The organism is Campylobacter sp. IFREMER_LSEM_CL2256, assembly GCF_025771645.1.
Taxonomy (GTDB): domain Bacteria; phylum Campylobacterota; class Campylobacteria; order Campylobacterales; family Campylobacteraceae; genus Campylobacter_D.
This window is the reverse complement of sequence record NZ_JAKMQQ010000001.1, coordinates 92,975-115,309: the sequence shown is the minus strand read 5'-3', so window position 1 is coordinate 115,309 and position 22,335 is coordinate 92,975. Positions and strand designations below refer to the sequence as shown.

The following is a 22,335-nucleotide window of genomic DNA, read 5'->3' as shown; positions in this document are numbered from 1 at the left end:
TTAGTTTTTATCTTTATCAACTAATTTTTTAGCACTAATCCAAGGCATCATAGCGCGAAGTTCGCGTCCTGTTTTTTCTATCAAAGAATCATTCATTAATTTACGCTCTGCATGCATTCTTGCAAAATTTGCTCTTCTTTCTAAGATAAAATCTTTAGCAAAACTTCCATTTTGTATGTCTTTTAAAACACCTTTCATAGCCTCTTTAGTTTCTTTGGTAATAATCTTAGGTCCTGTGATATAATCTCCATATTCAGCAGTATTAGAAACAGAATATCTCATATCAGCAATACCACCTTGATAAATCAAATCCACAATTAATTTCATTTCATGCAAACACTCAAAATACGCCATTTCAGGCTCATATCCTGCTTCAACTAAGGTTTCAAAACCAGCTTGAATTAAAGCACTAAGTCCTCCACAAAGTACTGCTTGCTCACCAAATAAATCTGTTTCAGCTTCAGCTTTAAAAGTTGTTTCTATAATACCTGTTCTACCACCGCCTATAGCACTAGCATAACTTAAAGCTAAATTTTTAGCATTTTTACTCTCATCTTGGTGGATAGCAATTAAACAAGGAGTACCCCCACCTATACTAAATTCATGCCTTACAGTATGACCTGGAGCTTTAGGAGCTATCATAATCACATCTATACCTTTTGGAGCAACAATTTGTCCATAATGGATATTAAATCCATGTGCAAATGCTAAAGTTTTACCTGCTTTTAACTCAGGTTTAATTTCCTCATTAAAAATTTCACTTTGAATTTCATCAGGAGCTAAAATCATAATCAAATCTGCTTCTTTAGTAGCTTCTTTTACACTTTTTACTATAAAATTTGCTTTTTGAGCTTTTGCCCAACTTTGCCCACCCTCTTTTAAGCCTATGATAACATCTACACCACTATCTCTTAAATTCATAGCATGAGCATGACCTTGAGAGCCAAAACCTATAATAGCTACTTTTTTTGATTTTATTAAATTAATATCGCAATCTTTATCATAATAAATTGATACAGCCATTATGCACTCCTAAAATTAAAATTAAAGCAAAGATTATAACTAAAAAATATAAATTTAATCCTTTTATGATAAAATTTAAGTTTTGAAAAATCACTATAAAGAGTCTTATGAAAGAATTATTTAATCAACTAAGTTATGGTCTAAATGCTAATGAAATTACCAATAAAAACAAGCAAATCATTAGAGAATTATTAACTTGTGATATCATTAAATTTTATAAAAACAAATACTATTTAAAAGATGGCTTTACTTTTGGTAAGATTGATATTTCAGCTAATGGAACGGGATTTTTAGAAAGTTTTGATCCTGCTTTTAAGCGTGATTTGCTCATAGAAAATAAAAATTTAAAAGGAGCAAATTATGCTGATATAGTTGTGGCAAAATTACTCCCTCTTAAAAAAAAGCGTCCAAGTGCTAAAGTTATTTTAATACTTAAAAGAGCCCACGAAACTTCTTTGGTTGTGACTAAAAAATACGGCGAAACAGTCCTTGGAGTAAATATTCAAACAGGACTTACATGTGCCTTAAAAGCTTCTCAAAAATCCTTAAAAGCTCTGCCTTTAGGAACTATTTTAAAAATAGAAAATCATGATAATAATATCACTGAAGTGATAGGGCATATTGATGATGATTTTGTAGATGAAAAAATTTCCTTAGCACTTTTTAATAAAAATGCAATTTTTGATAATTTATGTGAAAATGAAGCAAAAGCTTATGGAGATAAAGTTGATGCAAGTATGTATCCATCAAGAAAAGATCTTAGAAATTTAAATTTTTGCACCATTGATCCAATTGATGCAAAAGATTTTGATGATGCAATTTATTATGATAAAAATGAACATGCCATTTATGTAGCCATAGCTGATGTAAGCGCTTATGTGCATGCTTATAGCGCCATTGATAAAGAAGCAAGATCAAGAGGCTTTTCGATTTATTTTCCTCATATTGCCATACCTATGTTGCCAAGAGCTTTGAGTGAAAATATTTGCTCACTAAAACCTAATGAAGATAGGTTAGCATTTTGTTTTAAAATAAGCTTAGATCAAAATAATGAAGTGATTAAAGAAGAGCTTTTTGAGGCTATTATTAACTCAAAACGCCGTTTTAATTACGATGAAGTTGATGAGTATTTACAAACGCAAGAAGATTTAGGTGTGATTAATTGGCTTTATGAAATTTTTAAAATCACTCAAAATTTACGCAAAAAACGATTAAAAAATGCTTGTGAGTTTAAAACCCAAGAGCTAAGAATGACTTTAGATGAAAATAATAAACTCATAAAAACACGCCTTGAAAATGACACAGCCTCGCATAATTTAATCGAAGATTGTATGCTTTTAGCTAATAAAGCTGCAGCAAAACTCATTGATATAGGAGTTTTTAGAAATCACTTAAGTCCTGATTATAAAAAAACAGATCAATTACTAGTTGATCTTTCAACACTTAGTATAGATATTAATCCTAAAAATAATGTCATAGAATTATTTAAAGACATTCAAGTCTTAGCAAATGAGCTAAATATAAGAGAAGAAGTAGATAAGCTCATCATCAAAGCACAAAAAAAGGCAGAATATTCTAGTGAAAATGCTGGACATTTTGGCTTAGGTTTTGATAAATATACCCATTTTACAAGCCCTATTAGAAGGTATTCTGATCTTATTTTACATAGACTTTTAAAAGCCAAAATCAACAATGATGAAAAAATGTTTAATTATTTGCTTTTAAATATACAAAGCACTTGTGAGGAATTAAGCTTACTAGAAAGAGAGGCAGATAAAGTTGCTTGGCATTTCATGGATAGAAAATTTGCAAGATGGGCAAAAGAAAATATAGGAAAAAGATTTAAGGCTTTGGTAGTAGAAAATCAAAGTTCATTGCAAGTAAAATTAAATGATGAAATTAAAGGAGCTTTGATGACCATCATAGGTTCAAGGGCAAATTTATTAGAAAATGTAGAAGTAGAAATCACTGAAGTAGATATTGTTAGTGCCAAAATTTTTGGCAAAATCACCAAACATTTTAGTTTAGAAAGAAACCAAAATGTATAAAAATCAACTCCAAAGCTTACTTAATGGCAATAATTTTCCTAATTTTTTCTTACTTTATGGAGCGGATAATTTCCAAATAGAGCTTTATGCTAAATTTATTAAAGACAAATACTCTTTTGATGAGAGTTTAAGATTTTATTTTGAAGAATATGATTTTAAGCAAGCTTATGATTATTTATCTAGTGCTTCCTTATTTAGTGAGAGAAAACTGCTAGAAATCAAAACTCAAAAGAAAATCCCAAGCAAAGAACTCAAACAACTTTTACAGCTTTGTCAAAATTCGCAAGATAATTATTTTTTACTTGAAATTTATGATGAAAGCTCCAAACAAAGCGAAGCGGAAAAAATTTTTGCTAATAATTTTTGTAGATTTTATAAGGTAAATTCAGCCAAAGAAGGTATGGAATTACTAGCTTTAAAAGCCAAAGAATTAAATATTAACATCACTCAAAATGCCCTCTATGCTCTTTTTTATAATTTTAATGAGAATTTGTATTTAGCAGCTAATGAGTTAAATAAATTTAGCGGTTTAAATATCGATGAAAAAATTATTCAAGAGCATTGTTATAGCTTAAGTACTATTAGCTTTGAAAGTTTTTTTGATAAATTAATGCAAAAACAAGATTTAAGAAATGAACTTGAAAATATTTTAGAAAATTATAATGAAATAGCACTGATTAACGCCTTATATGCAAATTTTTCTAGACTTTTTAAAATTGCATTACATGTTAAAATTTATGGAAATTTAGACTTAAAAGAAATTTTAGGCTATGCCCCGCCTATTTCTGTGGCACAAAATCTTCAAAAACAAGCTCTTGTGATCAAAATATCACAATATAAACATATCTTTTTAACACTTTGTAATTGCGAATATGAATTAAAAAAGAATTCTAAAATAGAAAAAAAAGAGTTTTTAATCGCAACACTTTTACAACTTAGCTCCATATTAAAAAGTTAAATTAAGAAAACTTATAGTAAAATAAAATTTGCATTTTATGCAAAATCCTTGCCTAAAAATTTTAGGCTTTATATCCATAAGGAGAAATTAAATGAGACATTATGAAGTTTTATTCATATTAAAACCGACACTTACAGAAGAAGAAGTAAGTGCTAAGTTGGAATTCGTAAAAGAAGTCCTTACAAAAAATGGCGCAGAAATTGAAAGCGCAGTTCCAATGGGAACAAGAAAACTTGCGTATAAAATTAAAAAATACGAAAGAGGAACTTATTTTGTGATTTATTTCAAAGCTCCTACAAATTTAATAGCAGAGCTTGAAAGGGTATTAAGAATCACTGAAGAAGTAATTAGATTTTTAATCGTGAAATATGAAAATAAAAAAGAAATTGCAGCTTGGGAAAAACTAAGCAAAGGTATCAAACAAAATAAAAAAGAAATCAAAGTTAGTGAAAGTACAGAAGGCTAATTAATGTTTAATAAAGTCGTTTTAGTAGGTAATCTTACAAGGGATATAGAGATGCGCTATGCTCCATCAGGTAGTGCAATAGGCTCTTCTGCTATAGCTGTAACAAGAAGATTTAGCACAAATACAGGAGAAAAAAGAGAAGAAACCTGCTTTATCGACATTAGTTTTTTTGGTAGAACAGCAGAGATTGCTAATCAATACCTTAACAAAGGTAGTAAAGTTTTAATTGAAGGTCGTTTGAGATTTGAGCAATGGAGCGATCAAAATGGACAAAATAGATCAAAACACAGCATTCAAGTTGAGAATTTAGAAATGCTAGGTTCAACTGTACAAAATAACCAACAAAACAATTTTGACAATCAAAATTATGGCTATAATCAAAATTTTAACCAACAACAAAGTTTTGATCCTTATGCTCAAGTACAAACTAGAACAAACCCATCTAATACTTATCAAAATCCTCAAAAGGAAGCTCCTATGAAGGAAATTGATATTGATAAATATGATGATGATACAGAATTACCATTTTAAAGGAAAAAACATGGCAGAAAAAAGAAAATATTCACGTAAATATTGCAAATATACAGAAGCTAAAGTTGATTTTATAGACTATAAAGATACAGCATTGTTAAAACATGCTTTATCAGAAAGATTTAAAATCATGCCACGCCGTTTAACAGGTACTAGCAAAAAACACCAAGAAATGGTTGAAGTTGCTATTAAACGCGCAAGACATGTAGCACTTATCCCTTATATCGTAGATAGAAAAGAAGTTGTTACTAATCCTTTTGAAGGACTATAATTATTAAATCAATCCCAAGCTTAAAAGCTTGGGAAAATAAAAGGTTGTCTTATGTTTTCAGATATAGAATCTGAAATTTATGCTATTTTACTTGCTTCTGTTGCTATTATAGCAGTCTTAAATCCTTTTGGAAATCTTCCACAATTTATCGCAATGACTGAGGGCTTAGATGCTGATACGAGAAAAAAACTTTTTAGAAATATCATTTATACTGCATTTTGTATTGTTTTAGTTTTTTTACTTTCTGGACCGTTTATTATGAAATATTTATTTAAAATAGATATTAATGATTTAAGAGTTGCGGGTGGTTTGATTTTAATCATTATGAGTACTAAAAACTTACTTTTTACTCCATCAAGTTCTCAATTTCAACATTATCAAGGATTAAGTCATAAAGAATTATTGAAAAAAAGTATAGTTCCAATGGCATTTCCTATGCTAGTAGGACCTGGAACACTTTCAACGATAGTGGTTATTTCAGAAGATCAAAATTTAGCTATAGCTATAGCTTCTGTATTACTTACCTTTGCTTTTATTTTTGCTTTATTTCACTTTTCAGCTACCATTGAAAAAGTCATAGGAAAGCTTGTACTTTATGTTTTTTCACGTATTGCTTTAGTTTTTATTATGGCTATGGGGGTAAAAATGATAGCTATTGGAGTTCAAACTTACATTCAATCTAATTTAGGATAAACAAAAAAACTTTTTTGTAAAAACACTTCTTCATTTACCGCTTTATTATCATTTAGCAACACACTAATATTTACCGCTATAATGCTTTTTGCATTAGCATCATTTGCTATCAATTTATATCCTTTACACTCACCCAAAGGATAAGCATAATCAATTCGTATTTTTATATTATTATATTCAAAATTATATTCATTTAAACATTCTTTACCCTCTAAATAGGCTTGATATAAAAAATATTTAGAAAGCTCTTTTGTATCATAAAGCAAAATCTTTCCTTGAGTATAAAGAGTTAAATCTTTCATAATTCTTGGAGAATATGAAGAAATTTTTATTATAAATACCATAACAAAAGAGATAAATAAAATAAAAGATATTGTATAAACCATAGCAAACGATTTTTTCATAAAAACATCCACTTAAATAAACATTCATTTTGACTTTTATCACATATTAAAACTTTTAGCGCCTTATCATCTTGCTTGAAAATAAGCTTTGAAATATTTTGAGCTAGTAAAAAAGATCGTTTATTATGATTTAAATCATCTATTTGCATATAAATATTTTCATTTTCTAAATATACTCTAACATAAGCATATAAAATAGTATAAAATCCACTAAATTTCTCATTATTAAAATGGATTTTCTCTCTATCATTCACTAATGCTTTATAAATTTTTGAATTTTTTATATCATAAAAATACATATAATCATTAGCATATATTTTTAACTTTTTTTCGCTATGGATATCTTTATAATTACTTAAAATTCCTTTAGAATTTCCATTTTCTATAAAATGTAAATTGCTTTTTGGACTAAAAAAACTTTCATTGTTTTCTAAAATAATGCCACTAAAGTTTAATTTTTTCAATGATACATCATAAAAAATATCATCATTTGCACTCATATAGCACTCAAAAGAACTACTTGTCAATGTCGCATTTAAACAAGAATGATAAATTTTTTCCATACTAAGCAAAGTTTGATTTAAATTTAAAAATACTGTGTTGGAATTTTTAATTTTGTAACTATGATTATAAAGATGTATAGCCGGATTGCTTAAGATAACAATCAATACACCCAAGATAACAAGGCTTAGCACAAGCTCTAATAAACTAAAAGCTTTTTTCATCTATAAAGGCTTCTTTATAGGATAAATCTTTTATTTTTAAAGATTTAAGTTTAAACTCATCACTAGTGTATTCTAAAAAGTTATAAGTATTTATATTTACTTCTTTTGTCTTATATGAGGGATTTTGCATAAATAATTCTTTTTCTTCATTAAAAAGGATTTGATTTTGCCATATAATATTTAAAGATTTATTTGCAAATATAAGATAATAAGATCCAAAAACAAAAGATAAAATTACAATACAAAAAGCAAGCTCTAGGAGACTAAAAGCTTGCTTCATTTGTTTAAACTTACATTAAAAGCTTCAAAAAAAGCACCGCGCAAAGCTCTTTTTTCTAAAGCCTCAACTCCTCTTATAGTCACTCCTGCTGGAGAACAAATTTTTTCTTTAATAATAGCAGGATGTGTATGATTAAATAAAGCACTAAAGCTTTCAAAACAAGCACGAGTAAGCTCATAACTAAGCTCATTTTTTAGACCATTTTTCACACCTGCATTTGCTAAACTTTCTGCTACCAAAGCCAAAAACGCAGGAGCGCAGCCACTTAAAACCATAGCCACATCAAATTCTTTTTCATTTTGCAAACCTATGGTTTTACCAAAAGTATTTAACAAAGATAAAATTTCATCTTTATATAAATCATCTTCCATCAAATACGCAGTCGCTGAGGCTTTAAATTCAGCTGCTGTATTTGGCATGATTTTTATATAATTTTGCGCATTAACACAATGAAGTTGCTCAAAAGTAGTATTTGCTAAAACTGAAATAAGCCATCTTGCCTTGCCTTTTAATTTAATAGCTACTTCTTCTAAAGCATAAGGTTTAAATGCTAAAATAACATTTTTATCTTCTAAATCAAATTCTTCATAAGATAAAACTTCTAAATTTAAGCTACTAGCTTTTTTTAAATCCCTAGCAACAATAACTACTTTATAAGTATCTTTTAAACCTTTAGCTATAGCACTTGCCATAGCGCCATTTCCTAAAATATAAATTTCAGACATTATTTTGCTTGTTTAATAAAAGCTGAAATCTTTTCAGATTGAAAATAATTAGGATATTTGCTTGTATCTAAAATCACTTGTACTAAAGAATTATTATCATAATTCATCACAACAGGTGCTAAAAAATTAACTGTAGATTCTTCTAATGGCTCATTAATAGCGACAATAACAAATACACCAAAATTAGTTTGTTCATTTAAAGCTAATAATTCTTGATAATAATCAGGTACTTCAAAATCATAATCAGGACGGATCATATAAGGATCAATCATCACAAAAGAAAAATCTTTACCATCAAGGCTTTTAAGTCTATAAAAAACCTCATCTATTTTATAAAAGTTCATATTTTTGGTATCTTCAAACCCCAAAATAGGACATTTAACCTCTAAGTTCATTTTGCCTCCTAAAATCTATTGACTAAGAAATTACAACTCATAAAGCAATTTTAGTTCCAACTTTTTAAATTATGCTAATTAAAACTTTTTGATTATAATTTTAATTCAAAAATTAACATTTTCATAAACATAAAAACACTATAATTATAAACTATATAAATTTATAAGGTAACATCATGAAAAAACTTTTTATTTTTTCGTTTATTATCGCAGGTTTATTTTTAGGGGCATGCAGCTCAAAAAAAGCCGAAGATTTGTATAATCTAAGTTCGATGGAATGGTATCAACAAATTATAAAAGATTTACAAGAAAAAAATCTTGAAGCAGCTGATAAACATTATACTTCAATGGCGGCTGAACATATAGCTGATCCATTATTAGAACAAACTTTGCTTATATTGGCTCAAGCTCACATTAGTGAAGAAGAGTATGAAATGGCAAATTTTTATCTTGATGAATATTTAAATAAATTTGGTGATTCACAAAATGTAGCTTATATAAGATATTTAAAAATCAAAGCCAAATTTGACTCTTTTGCTGTTCCAAATCGTAATCAAGCACTAATGTTAAAAACAATAGAAGAAATCAAAGAATACAATCAAAGCTATCCTAATGTGCAATATAATGATTTAATTGACACCATGCTTACTAAATTTAATCTTGCGGTTTTTTATCTTGATACCAGCATAGCAGAGTTATATCATAAAAAAAATAGAGAGCAAAGCTATGAGATTTATAAGCAAAAAATAGAAAATTCCGATTTTAATAAAATCGATATGATTAAACCAGAACTTCCATGGTATAGAAAAATATTTGAAGAAGGTATAATGTAATGAAATTAGAAAACACTCAAAACTATCCAACAAAACTTCCTGTTCTTGTGGAAGATGAGCTTTTTTTATACCCTTTTATGATAACACCAATTTTTTTAAATGATATGCAAAATATCAAAGCCTTAGATACTGCTTTACAAAATGAAAGCATGATTTTTGTAGCACCATCTAAGATTGAAGGCGGACGTGCTTTTGATGAAATTTATGATTGTGGGGTTATTGGAACCATTATGAGAAAAGTTCCATTGCCTGATGGTAGAATTAAAATTTTATTTCAAGGTTATGCCAAAGCTAAGATAGTTGAAAAAATTTCAGATGACCCCTTACTTGCTCTAGTTGATTTAATCCACCAAGAACCATTATGCAGCACAAAAAAAGAAGCAATCATCGAAGTAGTAAGAGAAAAAGCTAAGGCTTTATCTACCGTAAGTCATTATTTTCCACCCGATCTTTTAAGAACCATAGAAGAAGATGTCGAGCCTGGTAGAATTTGTGATTTAATACTAAATTCCATTAAAATCAAAAAACAACAAGCGTATGAATTTTTCATCGAAACTAATTTAGAAACCAAGCTTTTAAATTTAATTGATTATTTAGCTAAAGAAATTGAAGCAAATAAAATTCAAAAAGAAATCAAAAACAAAGTTCATTCTAAAATAGATAAAGTCAATAAAGAATATTTCCTAAAAGAACAGCTCAAGCAAATTCAAAGAGAGCTTGGAAGTGACATACAAAAAGAAAGCGAAGTAGAAGAATATAATAAAAAATTAGAAAAGAAAAAAGCTTTTATGTATGAAGAAGCTTATAAAGAAATCAAAAAACAAATTCAAAAATACGAAAGAATTCATCAAGATAACTCAGAAGCCTCTATGGTGCAAACTTACATAGAAACGGTTTTAGACATACCTTTTGAACACTCTTCAAAGAAAAAACTAAATTTAAAAGATGTGTCTTTACAGCTTAACAGTGATCATTATGCATTAGAAAAACCAAAAGAACGTATTGAAGAATATTTTGCAGTAAAAGAGCTTTTAGAAAAACGCAAAATTAAAGATAGAGATGGTGCAAAAGTTATCTTGTGTTTAGTTGGACCTCCAGGTGTTGGTAAGACTTCCTTAGCAAATTCAGTCGCAAAAGCATTAAAAAGAGAATTAGTACGCATAGCTTTAGGCGGTTTAGAAGATGTAAATGAATTAAGAGGGCATAGAAGAACCTATATAGGAGCTATGCCAGGACGCATTATACAAGGACTTATAGAAGCTAAACAAAGCAATCCTGTAGTAGTGCTTGATGAGATTGATAAACTAAGTCGCAACCATAGAGGAGATCCAAGTGCAGTTTTACTTGAAATCTTAGATCCTGAACAAAATACTAAATTTAGAGATTATTACCTAAATTTCAACATTGATTTAAGTAAAATTATTTTCATAGCTACTGCAAATGATGCAAGTTTAATCCCACCTGCTTTAAAAGATAGAATGGAATTTATAGAACTTAGCTCTTACACTCCTCAAGAAAAATTCCAAATAGCTAAAAACTATCTCATACCTGATGAAATAAAAAAACATGGACTAAAAGAAAAAGAAATTAACTTTGATGATGAAGCTATAGAATTAATAGTCAGTGAATATACCAGAGAATCAGGTGTAAGAAATTTAAGAAGAAAGATTGCTGAAGTTTGTAGAAAATGTGTTAAAAAACTTCTTTTGGAAGAAAATATTAAAAACATTCATATTAATACTAAAAATTTAAAAGATTTTTTAAACAAAAAAGTCTTTGAAATAGAAAAACATGAAAAAGAAAATAAAATCGGTCAAGTAAATGGACTTGCATGGACTGCAGTGGGTGGAGATGTTTTAAAAATAGAAGCTATTAAAATCAAAGGCAAAGGTGAGTTAACTCTTACAGGAAGTTTGGGTGATGTGATGAAAGAATCAGCAAAAATTGCTCAAAGTCTTATTAAAAATTTAATTGATGAAGAACAAATCAAAACGCCAAAAAATCTTTTTTATAAAAAAGATGAAAGTATTTACAATCAATACAATCTTCATATTCATGTTCCAGATGGTGCAACACCAAAAGATGGGCCAAGTGCAGGTATAACAATCACCACAGCTATTGCCTCTATTTTTAGTGACAAAAAAGTAAGATCTGATGTTGCAATGACAGGAGAGATTGACTTAATGGGCAATGTTTTACCAATAGGTGGTTTAAAAGAAAAATTAATTGCTGCTTATAAAGCTGATATTAAAACAGCTATTATTCCACATAAAAACTACGAAAGAGATTTAAAAGATATCCCAGAGGAAGTAATAAAAAATATGAAAATAATTGGGGTAAAAACTTTAAATGAAGTATTAAAAATAGCTCTTGTGTAAAAACTAGAAGCTTATTAAGCTTCTAGTTTATCCATAATTAATTTGCTATCTTTTTCCAACTCTCTTATGTCACTAATAATTGAATCATAATCTTCTTTTGAAATATTTTCTTTTTTAGCTATTTCTATAGCTTTATTTGCAGAGTGTTGTATTTTTTCGCTCTTAGAATCCATTTCATTTTGAGAGATTAAAGGACAGAAAATACTTTTTGCATCTTCATCTTTACATAGACTGGAGATTGGATCAAGATTTTGTAGATTTTGCTGAGAACCATTAAGAGTTAGATAAACATCTGATTTATATAAAATATGATCTATTTTCATAGCCGATAAAGTCAAATCAGAAGCAAAATTAACAAATTCTTTTCCTAAATGAGAGCTTTTATCCTCTAATTTTCTAAATGCTTCGCTAAAATCAGCGATTTTGCTATTAGAAGAATTTGCAATATCAAATACCTTTTCACTATTTTCTTGTATTGAGCCAATTTCTTGATTCATTACTTGAATTGCCAAGGTAATCTCGCCAGTTGCTTTTTGTGTTTTTTCAGCAAGTTGTCTTACCTCATCTGCAACCACAGCAAAACCTCTTCCATGTTCACCCGCACGAGCAGCCTCAATAGCTGCATTTAGCGCAAGAAGATTAGTTTGATCTGCTATATCTCTAATAACTTCTACAATTGCATTAATACTCTGAGCATTTGAGGCAAAAGTATCAACAGCATTTTTACTCTCATCGGCCACTTGCATCATAGAAGAAATCGAATCTTGCAAATTGCCCACTTCTAAACCATTCTTTTGAGCAGTATCTGATATTATTTTAATATCACCAAAAACTTCCCTCATCAACTTAATAATACCATTTAAAGCAGAAGATAGGTCATTTAAATTTTTATTTTGACTATTTAAACTCAAATCCATCAATTCTCTTGATAAAGCATTTTTAAAAACAGATTTTCCTGTTTTTTCTATATCATCTAAAGCTTTATTGATAAAGTTAATATTATGAACAAAAATTCCTTTTAAACCTTCAGGAATAGCTCTTCTAAAATACTCACCCTTTTGAGAACAAGCAATAGAGGTATTAATTTCTCTCAAATAAGCTTCTAAGCCATCTATAGTATTATTAAGATTATCCGCAATTTCTTTAAGTTTTTTATTGCTACATTTAATGTATACAATTCTTGAATCAAAATTACCATTTTTTAATTCTCTACTAAGATCTAAGATTTTATCGCTAAATTGATCTTCTTTTTTTAAAACAACAAAAGCAAAAACAAACAATAATAACAAAGCCAAAGAAAACCCAAAAGAAATAAAATCCATAAAATATATAGAATTTGCACAAGATAAAATACCCAGACCAATACCAACTAATACTATATTTTTCATCAACATCCTTTTATTTTTGAATTTGCATTATTAATTCATTGTAGCTCATCCCATAAGATTTTACTACAGCATTTAGTTCTTCAAGTCCTGCTTTTATACCACCTTCCTTTTCTTTTCTTATAAGAACTTTATAAATTTCTTCTATTGTTTTAACAGCCTCTGCTTTAGGCTTTCTTCTTACTGAATAATAATTTAAAATATTTTCATTAGAATCACAAGAGGCTGTTATGTTTGCAAAAACCCAATAATAATCATTAAATTTTGTTTTATTTTTTACAAAAGCAAAAACCTCTCTTTTCATTTGAATATTATCCCATAAATATTTAAAAACAGTTCTTGGCATATCAGGATGACGCATAATACTATGAGGTTTATATAAAATTTCATCAATTTTATAATCAGAGTATTTTAAAAAATCCTCATTGGCATAGATAATTTCACCTTTTAAATTAGTTTTTGATGTTATTAAAACATCTGGAGTTAGAACTTTTTCCAAAGACATAGATAAATTCCTTAAATTTAAATTAATCAGACTAATTATACCTTTTTTTATAAAAACATTTTTTAAATATTTTTATAAAATTATTTTTGAAGCTCTAAAATTAACTGGTTATAACTCATACCATAAGAATTAACTATCTTCATAAGTTCATTCACTCCAGCTTTTATACCTCCAGTTTTTTCAGCTTCTAATAAAACCTTGTAAACTTGCTCTATAACTGGTATAGCCTCTCTTTTAGGTTTTCTTCTTACTGAATAATAATTTATAATATTTCCTTGATTATCAAATGAAGCTGTAACATTAGTAAAAACCCAATAATAATCATTTTGTTTGGTTTTATTTTTTACAAAGGCAAAAATTTCTTTTCCATCTTGTATATAATCCCACAAACATTTAAAAACCGTTTTTGGCATGTCAGGATGACGCACAATATTGTGTGGTTTATACAAAATTTCATTCATTTTATAACCAGCGTATTTTAAAAAATCATCATTAGCATAAATGATATCTCCTTTTAAATCTGTTTTAGAGGTTATCAATGTATCTGGTTCTAAAATTTTTTCTTGTGACATTTCTACCCTTTTTTTGATTTTATTTAAAAAATATTATATTTAATATATCATAAAATTTCATTAAAATTAAAACCTTTATCATAAAGTATCTTTCTAACTAATTCTTGATGTTCTTTTCCTTTAGTTTCTAAGGTAATTGAAATCATTGCATCACCATATTCAAGCTTAGTTGAAAATCTATCATAATCAATTTTAACTATATTAGCCTGAGCTTCCTTAATCGCATCACTTAAAGCACTTAAAGCCCCTGGTTTATCAACTAAAGTAACATTAATAAGCATTTTTCTAAAAGCTTTAAATAAGCCTTTTTCTATAATGATATTTAACATTTGCACATCGATATTTCCACCACTTAAAACCACACCGATTTTCTTATGATTTTTTAAATCTATTTTTTTATGCAAAAGTGCAGCTACTGCTGATGCTCCTGCTCCTTCAACTGTTATTTTGTGTTTTTCAAGTAAATACAATACCGCATTAGCTATTTCTTCATCATCAACTTGAATAAAATCATCAACACATTCAAGAATAATATCAAAATTAATTTTATTCACATCACGTACTGCTATGCCATCAGCTATAGTTCTAACAGCTTTTGAATTAATCATTTTTTTGCTTTTAAAACTCTCATACATCGCAGGAGCTCCCTTAGCACTCACTCCGATAACTTTTATAGCAGGATTAATTTGCTTAGCAGCACTTGCCACTCCACTAATCAAACCTCCCCCACCAACTGGAGCTAAAATCATATCCAAATCACTTATTTCATCAAGCATTTCAAGCATTAAAGTACCCTGCCCTGCTATAATACTTTCATTCTCAAAAGGATGAATAAAATTTAAATGATGCTCTTTAGCATAATTTAGTGCATAAGCATAAGCCTCATCAAAATTATCTCCTTTTAAAATCACTTTTGCGCCTAAATTTTTAGTCGCACTTACTTTTAATAAAGGCGTAGCTTCAGGCATAACAATCACAGCTTCTATGCCGAATTTTTTAGCACTAATTGCTACTCCTTGCGCATGATTTCCTGCGCTTGCAGCTATTACACCTGCTTGTTTTTGTTCTTTAGTTAAATTAGCTATTGTATTATAAGCTCCTCTAATTTTATAAGCACCTGTTTTTTGCAAATTTTCACATTTTAAAAAAACATCAGTTTCTAAAAACTCACTCAAAAAAGAAGAGTACACAAAAGGGGTTTTTAATACAAAATCTGCGATTTTTTGTTTTGCTTGATAAATTTTATTTAATTCAACCATGATTATCCTTTTTGTAGTTCTATTTTAATGCAACGATCTTGAACGCAATTTATACCATATTTTTTACATTTTTGCATTATTTCTTCATTGGCAATGCCAAGTTGCATCCAAAAATTTTTAATCTTTTTACTCAAAAGATCCTCAAAAATTTCATTTGCAAAACTTGCTTTTCTAAACATTACAACCGTATCAACTTCAAAAGGGATTTCTTTTAAGTTTCTATAAACTCTTTCATTTAAAATAAAATCTTCTTTAGGGTAGATGGGATAAATTTTATAACCTAAATCTTGTAAATATTTGCTTACAAAATGAGAAGGTTTATCTTGATTAGGGCTAAGTCCTATGATGGCTATATTTTTCATAGTACTTAGTATTTTATAACTATCACACAATACTTTTTTCCTTTTTAAAGCATTGTATCTAAAATCAAATTAACAAGAAGCTTTTTTTACAACCAACAAACAATACAAAATCAAAGCCATTGCAACTAATAAAGCACAAAAAGCATAAACATTAGCAAAACCTATACTTGGCTCTATAATGCCTAACAAATAAGGACTCACTCCTATACCAAAATCTAAGGCTATAAAAAATGTAGAATTAGCCAAACCCATTTTTTCTTTAGGTGCAAGTTTTATAGCTAAAGCTTGAGCACTTGAAGTAGCATTAGCATAACCTAACGCACAAAAAACTCCAGCTAAAATAATCATATAAAAATTTAATGCAAAAGCAAGTAAAAGCAAACATACTATAAAACTCAAAAAAGAAAAAATCATCACAATATTAGCACCATATTTATCAAACACTTTGCCAGCAAGTGGTCTAAAAACCATAGAAAATCCAGCATATATCACAAAAAACATAGATCCAGCAAAAGCTAAATTTAAACTTTGGGTATAAGCACTCATATAAGCTATAATAGCACCAAAAGGACATGCAAGCAAAAAGGTCACTAAGGCTAAATTTAAAACTGATTTTTCAAAATAATTATAAATACTAAATTTTCTTTTTATATGATGATGTTTTTTAAATCTTCTTACTTTTAAAAAAATAGACAAAACCAATGCAAAAACAATACTCAAACAAGCTATTAAAAAACTAAGCCAAAATTGATTGATAGAGTCAAGTTTTATGGCCAAAAAAGGCCCTAAGGCTGAAGTTAAAACAACGCTTGTAGCATAATATCCTATACCAACTCCTCTTTTATTGCTAGGTATTATCCTAGCAATAGCTGCCCCACAAGCACAAGAACAAATTCCATAACAAATCCCTGCTAAAAAGCGTATTAAAATCAAAAAATACACATTATAAAATTTCAAATATAGCAAATTAATAAAAAGATAAAACAAAAGTGAAAACACTATAACCTTTTTTATATTAACATCATCAATTATAGAACCAAAATAAAGTCTAGAAAGCAAAGCACCTATAACAAAAGCTCCCATGATAAGACCTGCGGTACTAGTTTGAAGGCTTAAAACACCTAAAACATAATCTGTGCTAGAAATAGTACTCATATAAAAAACAAGACAAATAGCAAAATTTATCCCAAAAATACAGAAAAAATTTATATTAAATAAATTATATTTTTTACTTAATCCCATGAAAAAACCTTTTAAATTTTCTCATTGATATAATCAAGTAATTTTAAAAGTCTTTCTTGATCTTTTACATCTAAGATATCTAAAATATTTCTTTCATATTTTCTTATATAAGCATTTGCATCTAAAAAAATTTCCTTACCTTTAGCGCTTAAAGTAATGATTTTTTCTCTTTTATCATCTGCTTTTAAAAACTCTATATATTCAAGTTTTGCTAATTTAGAAACAACTCTAGAAAGTATAGCTTTATCCATCTGATAAAACTCACATATTGGAGCTAAAGTACTATAGCCATGATGATTTAAATATACAAAAACCCTCCAATCACTTGATTTTAATCCAAAGGGTTTTAAAATTTCATTGACTTTATAGAGTATTTTTCTATTTGTATAAGTAATTTTTTGAAATAAAATAAGAAATCCTTTATAAAAATTAATTGATTAAATCAACTATTTTTATAATAACAAAGCTTGTATAAATTCTAACTTATACTAAGCTTTTATTTTTAAATGCACCCCACATTCAAAATGAGGGGTATTAGCAAATTGATCAAAAAAGGCTAAATTTAAAATTTCGTGACTTTGACATAAGATTTCGAGATTTTCTTTTAAAGTGATAGGATTACACGAAATATAAATGATATTTTCATAATTTTTAATAAGTTCAATCACACTTAGATCAAGCCCTGCTCTTGGAGGATCAACTAAGACATGAGATATTTTAAAGCTATCTAAATCTATGTTTTTTAAACGGTTAAATTCTCTTTCTTTTTTCAAAGCTTGACTCAACTCTTCACTAGAAAGTCTTGTAAAAGTTATATTTTCAATAGAATTTAAAACACAATTTTTTAAAGCAAATTCGATATTTTTTTTAGAAATTTCAGTTGCTAAAACTTTGTTAAAATTTCTTGCTAAAGCTATGGTAAAATTTCCATAACCACAATAAAGCTCTAATAAATCTTGTTTAAAATCACTTCCAATGCAAGATATAACCCACTCGATCATCTTTTCATTGATGAAAGTATTAGGCTGGATAAAACAATCATTATTAAACTCATATAAAAATTCATTTGTATTGATTTTTAAAGCTTGTCTTAAATTTTCTCCATTAAATACAAGTTTTTTACCCCTGCTTCTTGCTATGAGTTTGAGATTTAATTTTTCTGCTAATTCTTGTAAATCTTGTACAATTAACTCTATATTTTTATGGAAAAGCAAAGTAATACTTAAATCTAATTTTGTAGCTAAAAACTCTACTCCAAAAAGCTTATGTTTTAAATTTTCATTTAGATTATTTAATAAAATAGGCATACAGTCTTGAATTTTTTCATCTGCTATATCAAATTTCTCAATAGGAATTTTTTTCTTATTTTCAAACATTGCATAAGAAATTTCCCCATTTTCATGATGATATATAGAAAATTCTGCCCTAGTTCTATAAGCTTTTAAAGGTGATTTAAAGCACTGAATTTCTCCATTATATAAAGAAGAAAACAATGCTTTATTTAAAGCAATTTTTTCTTCAAAATGCATTTACGCATCTACCTTTTTGCCAACTACAAAAAGTAAAGCTATCATAGCTAAGATTCCAAAAACAAGCCCTAGCCATACATTAAGTCCTAATGCTACCGGTAAATAACCACAAAGTATACTAATAGCACAAACACTCAAAGCATAAGGCATTTGTGTACTAACATGAGCTAAAAGATCACACTTACTTCCCATAGATGAAAGTATAGTTGTATCAGAAATTGGTGAGCAATGATCTCCAAAAATAGCTCCTGTTAAAACCCCTGAAATATTAATAATCATATATTGGTGCAACTCTGCTCCGCTTAATTCATTATGAACCCCAACAGCCATAGCTAAAGGAATAGCCAAAGGCATTAAAATACCCATAGTTCCATAACTAGTTCCCGTTGAAAAAGAAATAATAGAAGCAAAAATAAAAATTGCTGTAGGAAGCAAATAAATAGGTGTTTTATCTGAAAATAAATCAATTAAATATTTAGAAGTTCCTAAATCCTTAATCACAGAAGCTAATGACCATGCACAAAGTAAAATAATCACAGTCATAATCATAGTCCTCCAACCATGGGTCCAAACTGCAATAGCTTCTTTTAAAGTAAATATTTTTCTATACATTCCTAAAATAATAGCTACTATGGTAGCTAAAAGTGCTGCTTGAAATAATACAACCGAAGCATCAGCTGCGCCAAAAGTTTCTCTAAAGGCAAATAAACTAAATGGTGCTGCATCAATTTGTGCTTTAATACTCGCATCATCTAGGGCATTATAACCACTAAAATAAAAACCTATAAATGAAAATACAATCAAAACAGCTAGAGGTATAATAGCATTAGAAGCTTGTAATTTTACATGCTCTTTTGGCTCTAAAACCTTATCTTCTATATTATCAATTTGCTCATGACCATGAGAAAATTTACCCGCTCTAGCTCTAAGCTCAGCTTTTAACATAGGTCCAAATTCTCTACCTGTATAAATAGTCAAAACAACAAAAATCAGCATAAAAAGATTATAAAATCTATAAGGTAAGGTTTGTACAAAGATTTCAAAAGCATTGATTTCTTCTTTTACTATACCTAAATGCGCAAAAGTTGCATTATCGATTAAATCATATCCGCTACGAATTAAAGAAATTTCAAGTCCTATCCAAGTAGAAATGATAGCAAGACCAGTAATTGGTGCTGCAGTTGCATCCATAATAAAAGCAAGTTTTTCACGACTTACTCTAAATTTATCTGTCACTGGACGCATGATAGGACCTACGATTAATGAATTAGCATAATCATCAAAGAAAATAAAAATCCCCATGCACCAAGTAGCAAATTGTGAGCTTTTTGCCTGCTTAGCTTTAGTAGAAAGCCAAACCGCAACCGCTTTTGTACCACCTGTTTTAGTAATAAGAGCTACAACCCCACCTATAGTTAAAACTTGCAATAAAATTCCTGCATTACCAGGACTTGCCATGGCATTTACCACTTTAGAAATAAAGCCTGTAAAAGAAGCAATGATAGCATGATAAATGCTATTTTCAATAAGTCCTAACATAAAAGTACCACTTAATGCACCAATAAACAACGAAAGCACTACATCTTTAGTAATAAAAGCTAAAATAATAGCTATCACCGGTGGTAAAAGCGTCCAAACTCCAAAAAGTTCTGCATTTGCTTGTGCATCAGCAAATAATAATAAGGGAGCTAATAATAAATAAAAAATTTTCATATTTTTCCTTAAGTTTTTATATTTTCTCGCTAAAAGTTCCTGCCCATGTTTGAGTCACAGGCATAAGTTCAATTTCGTTAATATTAATATGCTCAGGCAAGCTAATAATAAAAGTAATAATTTTTGCTATATCTTCAGCTTTAATATATTTAGTATTTTCATAAACCTCATCAGCCTTTTTAATATCACCTTTAAATCTCACTTCACTAAATTCAGTTTTACAAAGCCCTGGAGCTATATTTGTTACCTTTATATTACTTCCGCGCAAATCCGTTCTTAAAGCTTTAGAAAATTGTGCCACAAAAGCCTTAGTTCCACAATAAACATTACCTCCATAATAAGGCACATTTGCCGCAATTGAACCAAGATTAATCACATGAGCATTTTTTGCCTTTCTAAGTAAAGGTAAAGTAGCTCTTGCTATATATAAAAAGCCTTTGATATTAGTGTCTACCATGGCTTCAATATCTTCAATATCCAAAGAATCAAACTCATTTAAACCCAAAGCAAGACCTGCGTTATTAACAAGTAAAGAAATATTTTGTAAATCTTGAGGTAAATTTTCAATTGCTGTAAAAACCGCTTGTTTATCCCTAACATCAAGCACGATAGGATAAATTTTATCCCCATAAAGCTCTTGTAGTTTTTCTAACCTTTCTTTACGTCTTGCTATGGCTATAACCTTATAATCAAGTTCTATTAAGGCTTTTAAACTCTCTAGTCCAAAACCTGAACTTACCCCTGTTATTAAAGCAATTTTCATGGTTGCGCCTCTTCATATAACATCAAATTTTCATTTTCTTTTAAACCAAGTTTTCTTAAAAATTTAATATTTTCTTCTTTTTTTGCAATGATTGCAAAATCAAGAGCATTAAATCCTAAATCATCTATTTCTTTATAATTAGCTTTATAATCTATAAGCAACTTAAGCATTTTTACATCAGCATAATTTGCCCCATGCATAAAGATATTTTTAGAAGTATGCTCAAGCGCACATAAGGTGATAAAATATGGCGTATTGCTTCCCATACTGGCAATAGAAAGTTTTTCATTATCATTAATGTATTTTTGATTTACATTTGCACCATTTTCAAGCAAAAGCTTGGCAACCTTATAGTTGTTATATTCAACAGCATAAAACAAAGGTGTTTTTCCAAAAGAATTTTTATAATCAACCACCGCTTCATTTTCAAGCAAAAGCTTAACATTTTCTGCATTATCTAGTGCAAAAAATAAAGCAGACTCATAACCTTCATTTATTTTTACACCTAATTTAATAAATTCTCTTATAATCTCACTTTCTCTATTATTTAACAAGGCTGATTTAAAACCATTGTTTAATTCTAAATTACTAATTTTTTTAGTATAAATATACTCTTTAATCTGCTCCAAAGAGTTATTTTTATTAGCTACAAATTTTTCAAAATCTGAAATATCTTTAAAGATTTTAGTCTCGCCAACTGCCCAGTTTAAAAATTCATTCAAAGCATTACTAGCAAAATAAATTGCACTTGCTTTATCTAAATTAAATTCCTTTTGAAAATATCTTGTTAAAGGATTAATCGCATTATTATATTCTTTCCAAAATTCCTTAAAAAGTTTAAAATTTCCAATGCTTTGATAAGCCCAAAATCTAAAATACGCTTTTAATTTTGCAAATTTTTCTTCAAGTATTATAGGATCTTGTAAAGTCTTTTGATAGTCTTGTGGATCAAGTGCAATTTCTAATAATTTAAAATCAAATTTTCTCAAATCACTAAAATATTCTCCACCCATACAAGCACTATTACTTCCTCTAATTTCATTAGCAAGCTCATATAATCTTTTTGTGATTTGATAATTTTTTAAAGAAAAAGCACAATTTAAATCCACTTGAGCAAAATCTTGTGTATTTTTTGGCTCAAATTCTTTGAAAAAATCAGCTTTATTTTCCTTAACATACTCACAACTATAATCCAAAGCTAAAGCATTTAAACTTATAATCAAACTAAATAATAAAATCTTCAAATATTTTCCTTGAATATAAATTAAATCACTA

Annotated in this window: 25 protein-coding genes; 8 read left to right on the top strand and 17 right to left on the bottom strand. The window is 28.5% G+C overall.

Features of this window, described 5'->3' with window-relative positions; all coding sequences use genetic code 11:
- Positions 1–1,023 carry a ketol-acid reductoisomerase gene (gene ilvC, locus L8U00_RS00605; protein ID WP_263708149.1) on the bottom strand — a complete coding sequence of 341 codons (1,023 nt, stop codon included), beginning with the start codon at positions 1,021–1,023 and terminating at the stop codon, positions 1–3.
- A 107-nt stretch (positions 1,024–1,130) separates the two neighbouring features.
- Between ilvC and L8U00_RS00600 the strand changes: the two genes are divergently transcribed.
- From L8U00_RS00600 to L8U00_RS00575, 6 genes are all read left to right on the top strand, one after another.
- Complete coding sequence (locus L8U00_RS00600; protein WP_263708148.1) at positions 1,131–3,071, top strand: VacB/RNase II family 3'-5' exoribonuclease; 1,941 nt, start codon at positions 1,131–1,133, stop codon at positions 3,069–3,071.
- Complete coding sequence (gene holA / locus L8U00_RS00595) at positions 3,064–4,029, top strand: DNA polymerase III subunit delta (RefSeq protein ID WP_263708147.1); 966 nt, start codon at positions 3,064–3,066, stop codon at positions 4,027–4,029. The genes L8U00_RS00600 and holA overlap by 8 nt, the downstream gene beginning before the upstream one ends.
- Positions 4,030–4,120: 91 nt before the next feature.
- Entirely contained in the window at positions 4,121–4,495 is a 375-nt protein-coding gene (gene rpsF, locus L8U00_RS00590) for a 30S ribosomal protein S6 (protein WP_263708146.1), read from the top strand.
- Positions 4,496–4,498: 3 nt separating this feature from the next.
- The gene (locus L8U00_RS00585) at positions 4,499–5,026 is read left to right on the top strand and encodes a single-stranded DNA-binding protein (protein WP_263663174.1); all 528 of its coding nucleotides are present in this window, start codon (positions 4,499–4,501) and stop codon (positions 5,024–5,026) included.
- A 10-nt stretch (positions 5,027–5,036) separates the two neighbouring features.
- Positions 5,037–5,297, top strand: coding sequence for a 30S ribosomal protein S18 (gene rpsR, locus L8U00_RS00580; RefSeq protein WP_039618521.1), 261 nt, complete (start codon positions 5,037–5,039; stop codon positions 5,295–5,297).
- Between the two features lie 51 nt (positions 5,298–5,348).
- Entirely contained in the window at positions 5,349–5,990 is a 642-nt protein-coding gene (locus L8U00_RS00575) for a MarC family protein (RefSeq protein ID WP_257396648.1), read from the top strand.
- Here L8U00_RS00575 and L8U00_RS00570 read toward each other — a convergent pair.
- From L8U00_RS00570 to fliW, 5 genes are read right to left on the bottom strand one after another with little or no spacing between them, the layout of a single operon-like run.
- Complete coding sequence (locus tag L8U00_RS00570) at positions 5,972–6,394, bottom strand: hypothetical protein (protein ID WP_263678705.1); 423 nt, start codon at positions 6,392–6,394, stop codon at positions 5,972–5,974. The genes L8U00_RS00575 and L8U00_RS00570 overlap by 19 nt on opposite strands.
- Positions 6,391–7,119 (bottom strand): prepilin-type N-terminal cleavage/methylation domain-containing protein, encoded by a 729-nt coding sequence (locus L8U00_RS00565; RefSeq protein ID WP_263678706.1) that lies wholly within the window; start codon positions 7,117–7,119, stop codon positions 6,391–6,393. Before L8U00_RS00565 ends, L8U00_RS00570 begins: the two co-directional genes overlap by 4 nt.
- Positions 7,103–7,399, bottom strand: a complete 297-nt coding sequence (locus L8U00_RS00560) for a hypothetical protein (RefSeq protein WP_263708145.1) — start codon at positions 7,397–7,399, stop codon at positions 7,103–7,105. The genes L8U00_RS00565 and L8U00_RS00560 overlap by 17 nt, the downstream gene beginning before the upstream one ends.
- Positions 7,396–8,124, bottom strand: coding sequence for a pyrroline-5-carboxylate reductase (locus L8U00_RS00555; protein WP_263708144.1), 729 nt, complete (start codon positions 8,122–8,124; stop codon positions 7,396–7,398). Before L8U00_RS00555 ends, L8U00_RS00560 begins: the two co-directional genes overlap by 4 nt.
- Positions 8,124–8,519, bottom strand: coding sequence for a flagellar assembly protein FliW (gene fliW / locus L8U00_RS00550; RefSeq protein ID WP_263663168.1), 396 nt, complete (start codon positions 8,517–8,519; stop codon positions 8,124–8,126). The genes L8U00_RS00555 and fliW overlap by 1 nt, the downstream gene beginning before the upstream one ends.
- A 176-nt stretch (positions 8,520–8,695) precedes the next feature.
- Here fliW and bamD point away from each other — a divergent pair, with 176 nt between their 5' ends.
- Together bamD and lon are read left to right on the top strand one after the other, a co-directional pair.
- Complete coding sequence (gene bamD / locus L8U00_RS00545) at positions 8,696–9,352, top strand: outer membrane protein assembly factor BamD (protein WP_263708143.1); 657 nt, start codon at positions 8,696–8,698, stop codon at positions 9,350–9,352.
- Complete coding sequence (gene lon, locus L8U00_RS00540) at positions 9,352–11,730, top strand: endopeptidase La (RefSeq protein WP_263708142.1); 2,379 nt, start codon at positions 9,352–9,354, stop codon at positions 11,728–11,730. The genes bamD and lon overlap by 1 nt, the downstream gene beginning before the upstream one ends.
- A gap of 14 nt (positions 11,731–11,744) precedes the next feature.
- Here lon and L8U00_RS07820 read toward each other — a convergent pair whose 3' ends face one another.
- The 11 genes from L8U00_RS07820 to L8U00_RS00485 all read right to left on the bottom strand — a co-directional run bounded on the left by L8U00_RS07820 (position 11,745) and on the right by L8U00_RS00485 (position 22,304).
- Entirely contained in the window at positions 11,745–12,479 is a 735-nt protein-coding gene (locus tag L8U00_RS07820; protein ID WP_412175417.1) for a methyl-accepting chemotaxis protein, read from the bottom strand.
- Positions 12,480–13,128: 649 nt separating this feature from the next.
- On the bottom strand, positions 13,129–13,620 hold the full coding sequence (locus tag L8U00_RS00530; RefSeq protein ID WP_263663165.1) for a PAS domain-containing protein: 492 nt from the start codon (positions 13,618–13,620) through the stop codon (positions 13,129–13,131).
- A gap of 80 nt (positions 13,621–13,700) precedes the next feature.
- Positions 13,701–14,192, bottom strand: coding sequence for a PAS domain-containing protein (locus L8U00_RS00525; RefSeq protein ID WP_263663164.1), 492 nt, complete (start codon positions 14,190–14,192; stop codon positions 13,701–13,703).
- Between the two features lie 47 nt (positions 14,193–14,239).
- Complete coding sequence (gene ilvA / locus L8U00_RS00520) at positions 14,240–15,451, bottom strand: threonine ammonia-lyase (RefSeq protein ID WP_263708140.1); 1,212 nt, start codon at positions 15,449–15,451, stop codon at positions 14,240–14,242.
- A gap of 2 nt (positions 15,452–15,453) precedes the next feature.
- The gene (locus L8U00_RS00515; protein ID WP_258108542.1) at positions 15,454–15,813 is read right to left on the bottom strand and encodes a CoA-binding protein; all 360 of its coding nucleotides are present in this window, start codon (positions 15,811–15,813) and stop codon (positions 15,454–15,456) included.
- A gap of 69 nt (positions 15,814–15,882) precedes the next feature.
- The gene (locus L8U00_RS00510; protein WP_263708139.1) at positions 15,883–17,055 is read right to left on the bottom strand and encodes an MFS transporter; all 1,173 of its coding nucleotides are present in this window, start codon (positions 17,053–17,055) and stop codon (positions 15,883–15,885) included.
- A gap of 11 nt (positions 17,056–17,066) precedes the next feature.
- The gene (locus tag L8U00_RS00505) at positions 17,067–17,408 is read right to left on the bottom strand and encodes a MarR family winged helix-turn-helix transcriptional regulator (RefSeq protein WP_263708218.1); all 342 of its coding nucleotides are present in this window, start codon (positions 17,406–17,408) and stop codon (positions 17,067–17,069) included.
- Between the two features lie 135 nt (positions 17,409–17,543).
- Positions 17,544–18,584, bottom strand: coding sequence for a tRNA (uridine(54)-C5)-methyltransferase TrmA (trmA, locus tag L8U00_RS00500; RefSeq protein ID WP_263708138.1), 1,041 nt, complete (start codon positions 18,582–18,584; stop codon positions 17,544–17,546).
- Positions 18,585–20,297: a Na+/H+ antiporter NhaC family protein gene (locus L8U00_RS00495; RefSeq protein ID WP_263706314.1), complete on the bottom strand. Its 1,713-nt coding sequence runs from the start codon at positions 20,295–20,297 to the stop codon at positions 18,585–18,587.
- 16 nt (positions 20,298–20,313) lie between these two features.
- Positions 20,314–21,060: a short-chain dehydrogenase/reductase, subgroup 5 gene (locus L8U00_RS00490; RefSeq protein ID WP_039618550.1), complete on the bottom strand. Its 747-nt coding sequence runs from the start codon at positions 21,058–21,060 to the stop codon at positions 20,314–20,316.
- Positions 21,057–22,304 (bottom strand): ankyrin repeat domain-containing protein, encoded by a 1,248-nt coding sequence (locus L8U00_RS00485; RefSeq protein ID WP_263708137.1) that lies wholly within the window; start codon positions 22,302–22,304, stop codon positions 21,057–21,059. Before L8U00_RS00485 ends, L8U00_RS00490 begins: the two co-directional genes overlap by 4 nt.
- Positions 22,305–22,335: the final 31 nt, after the last annotated feature.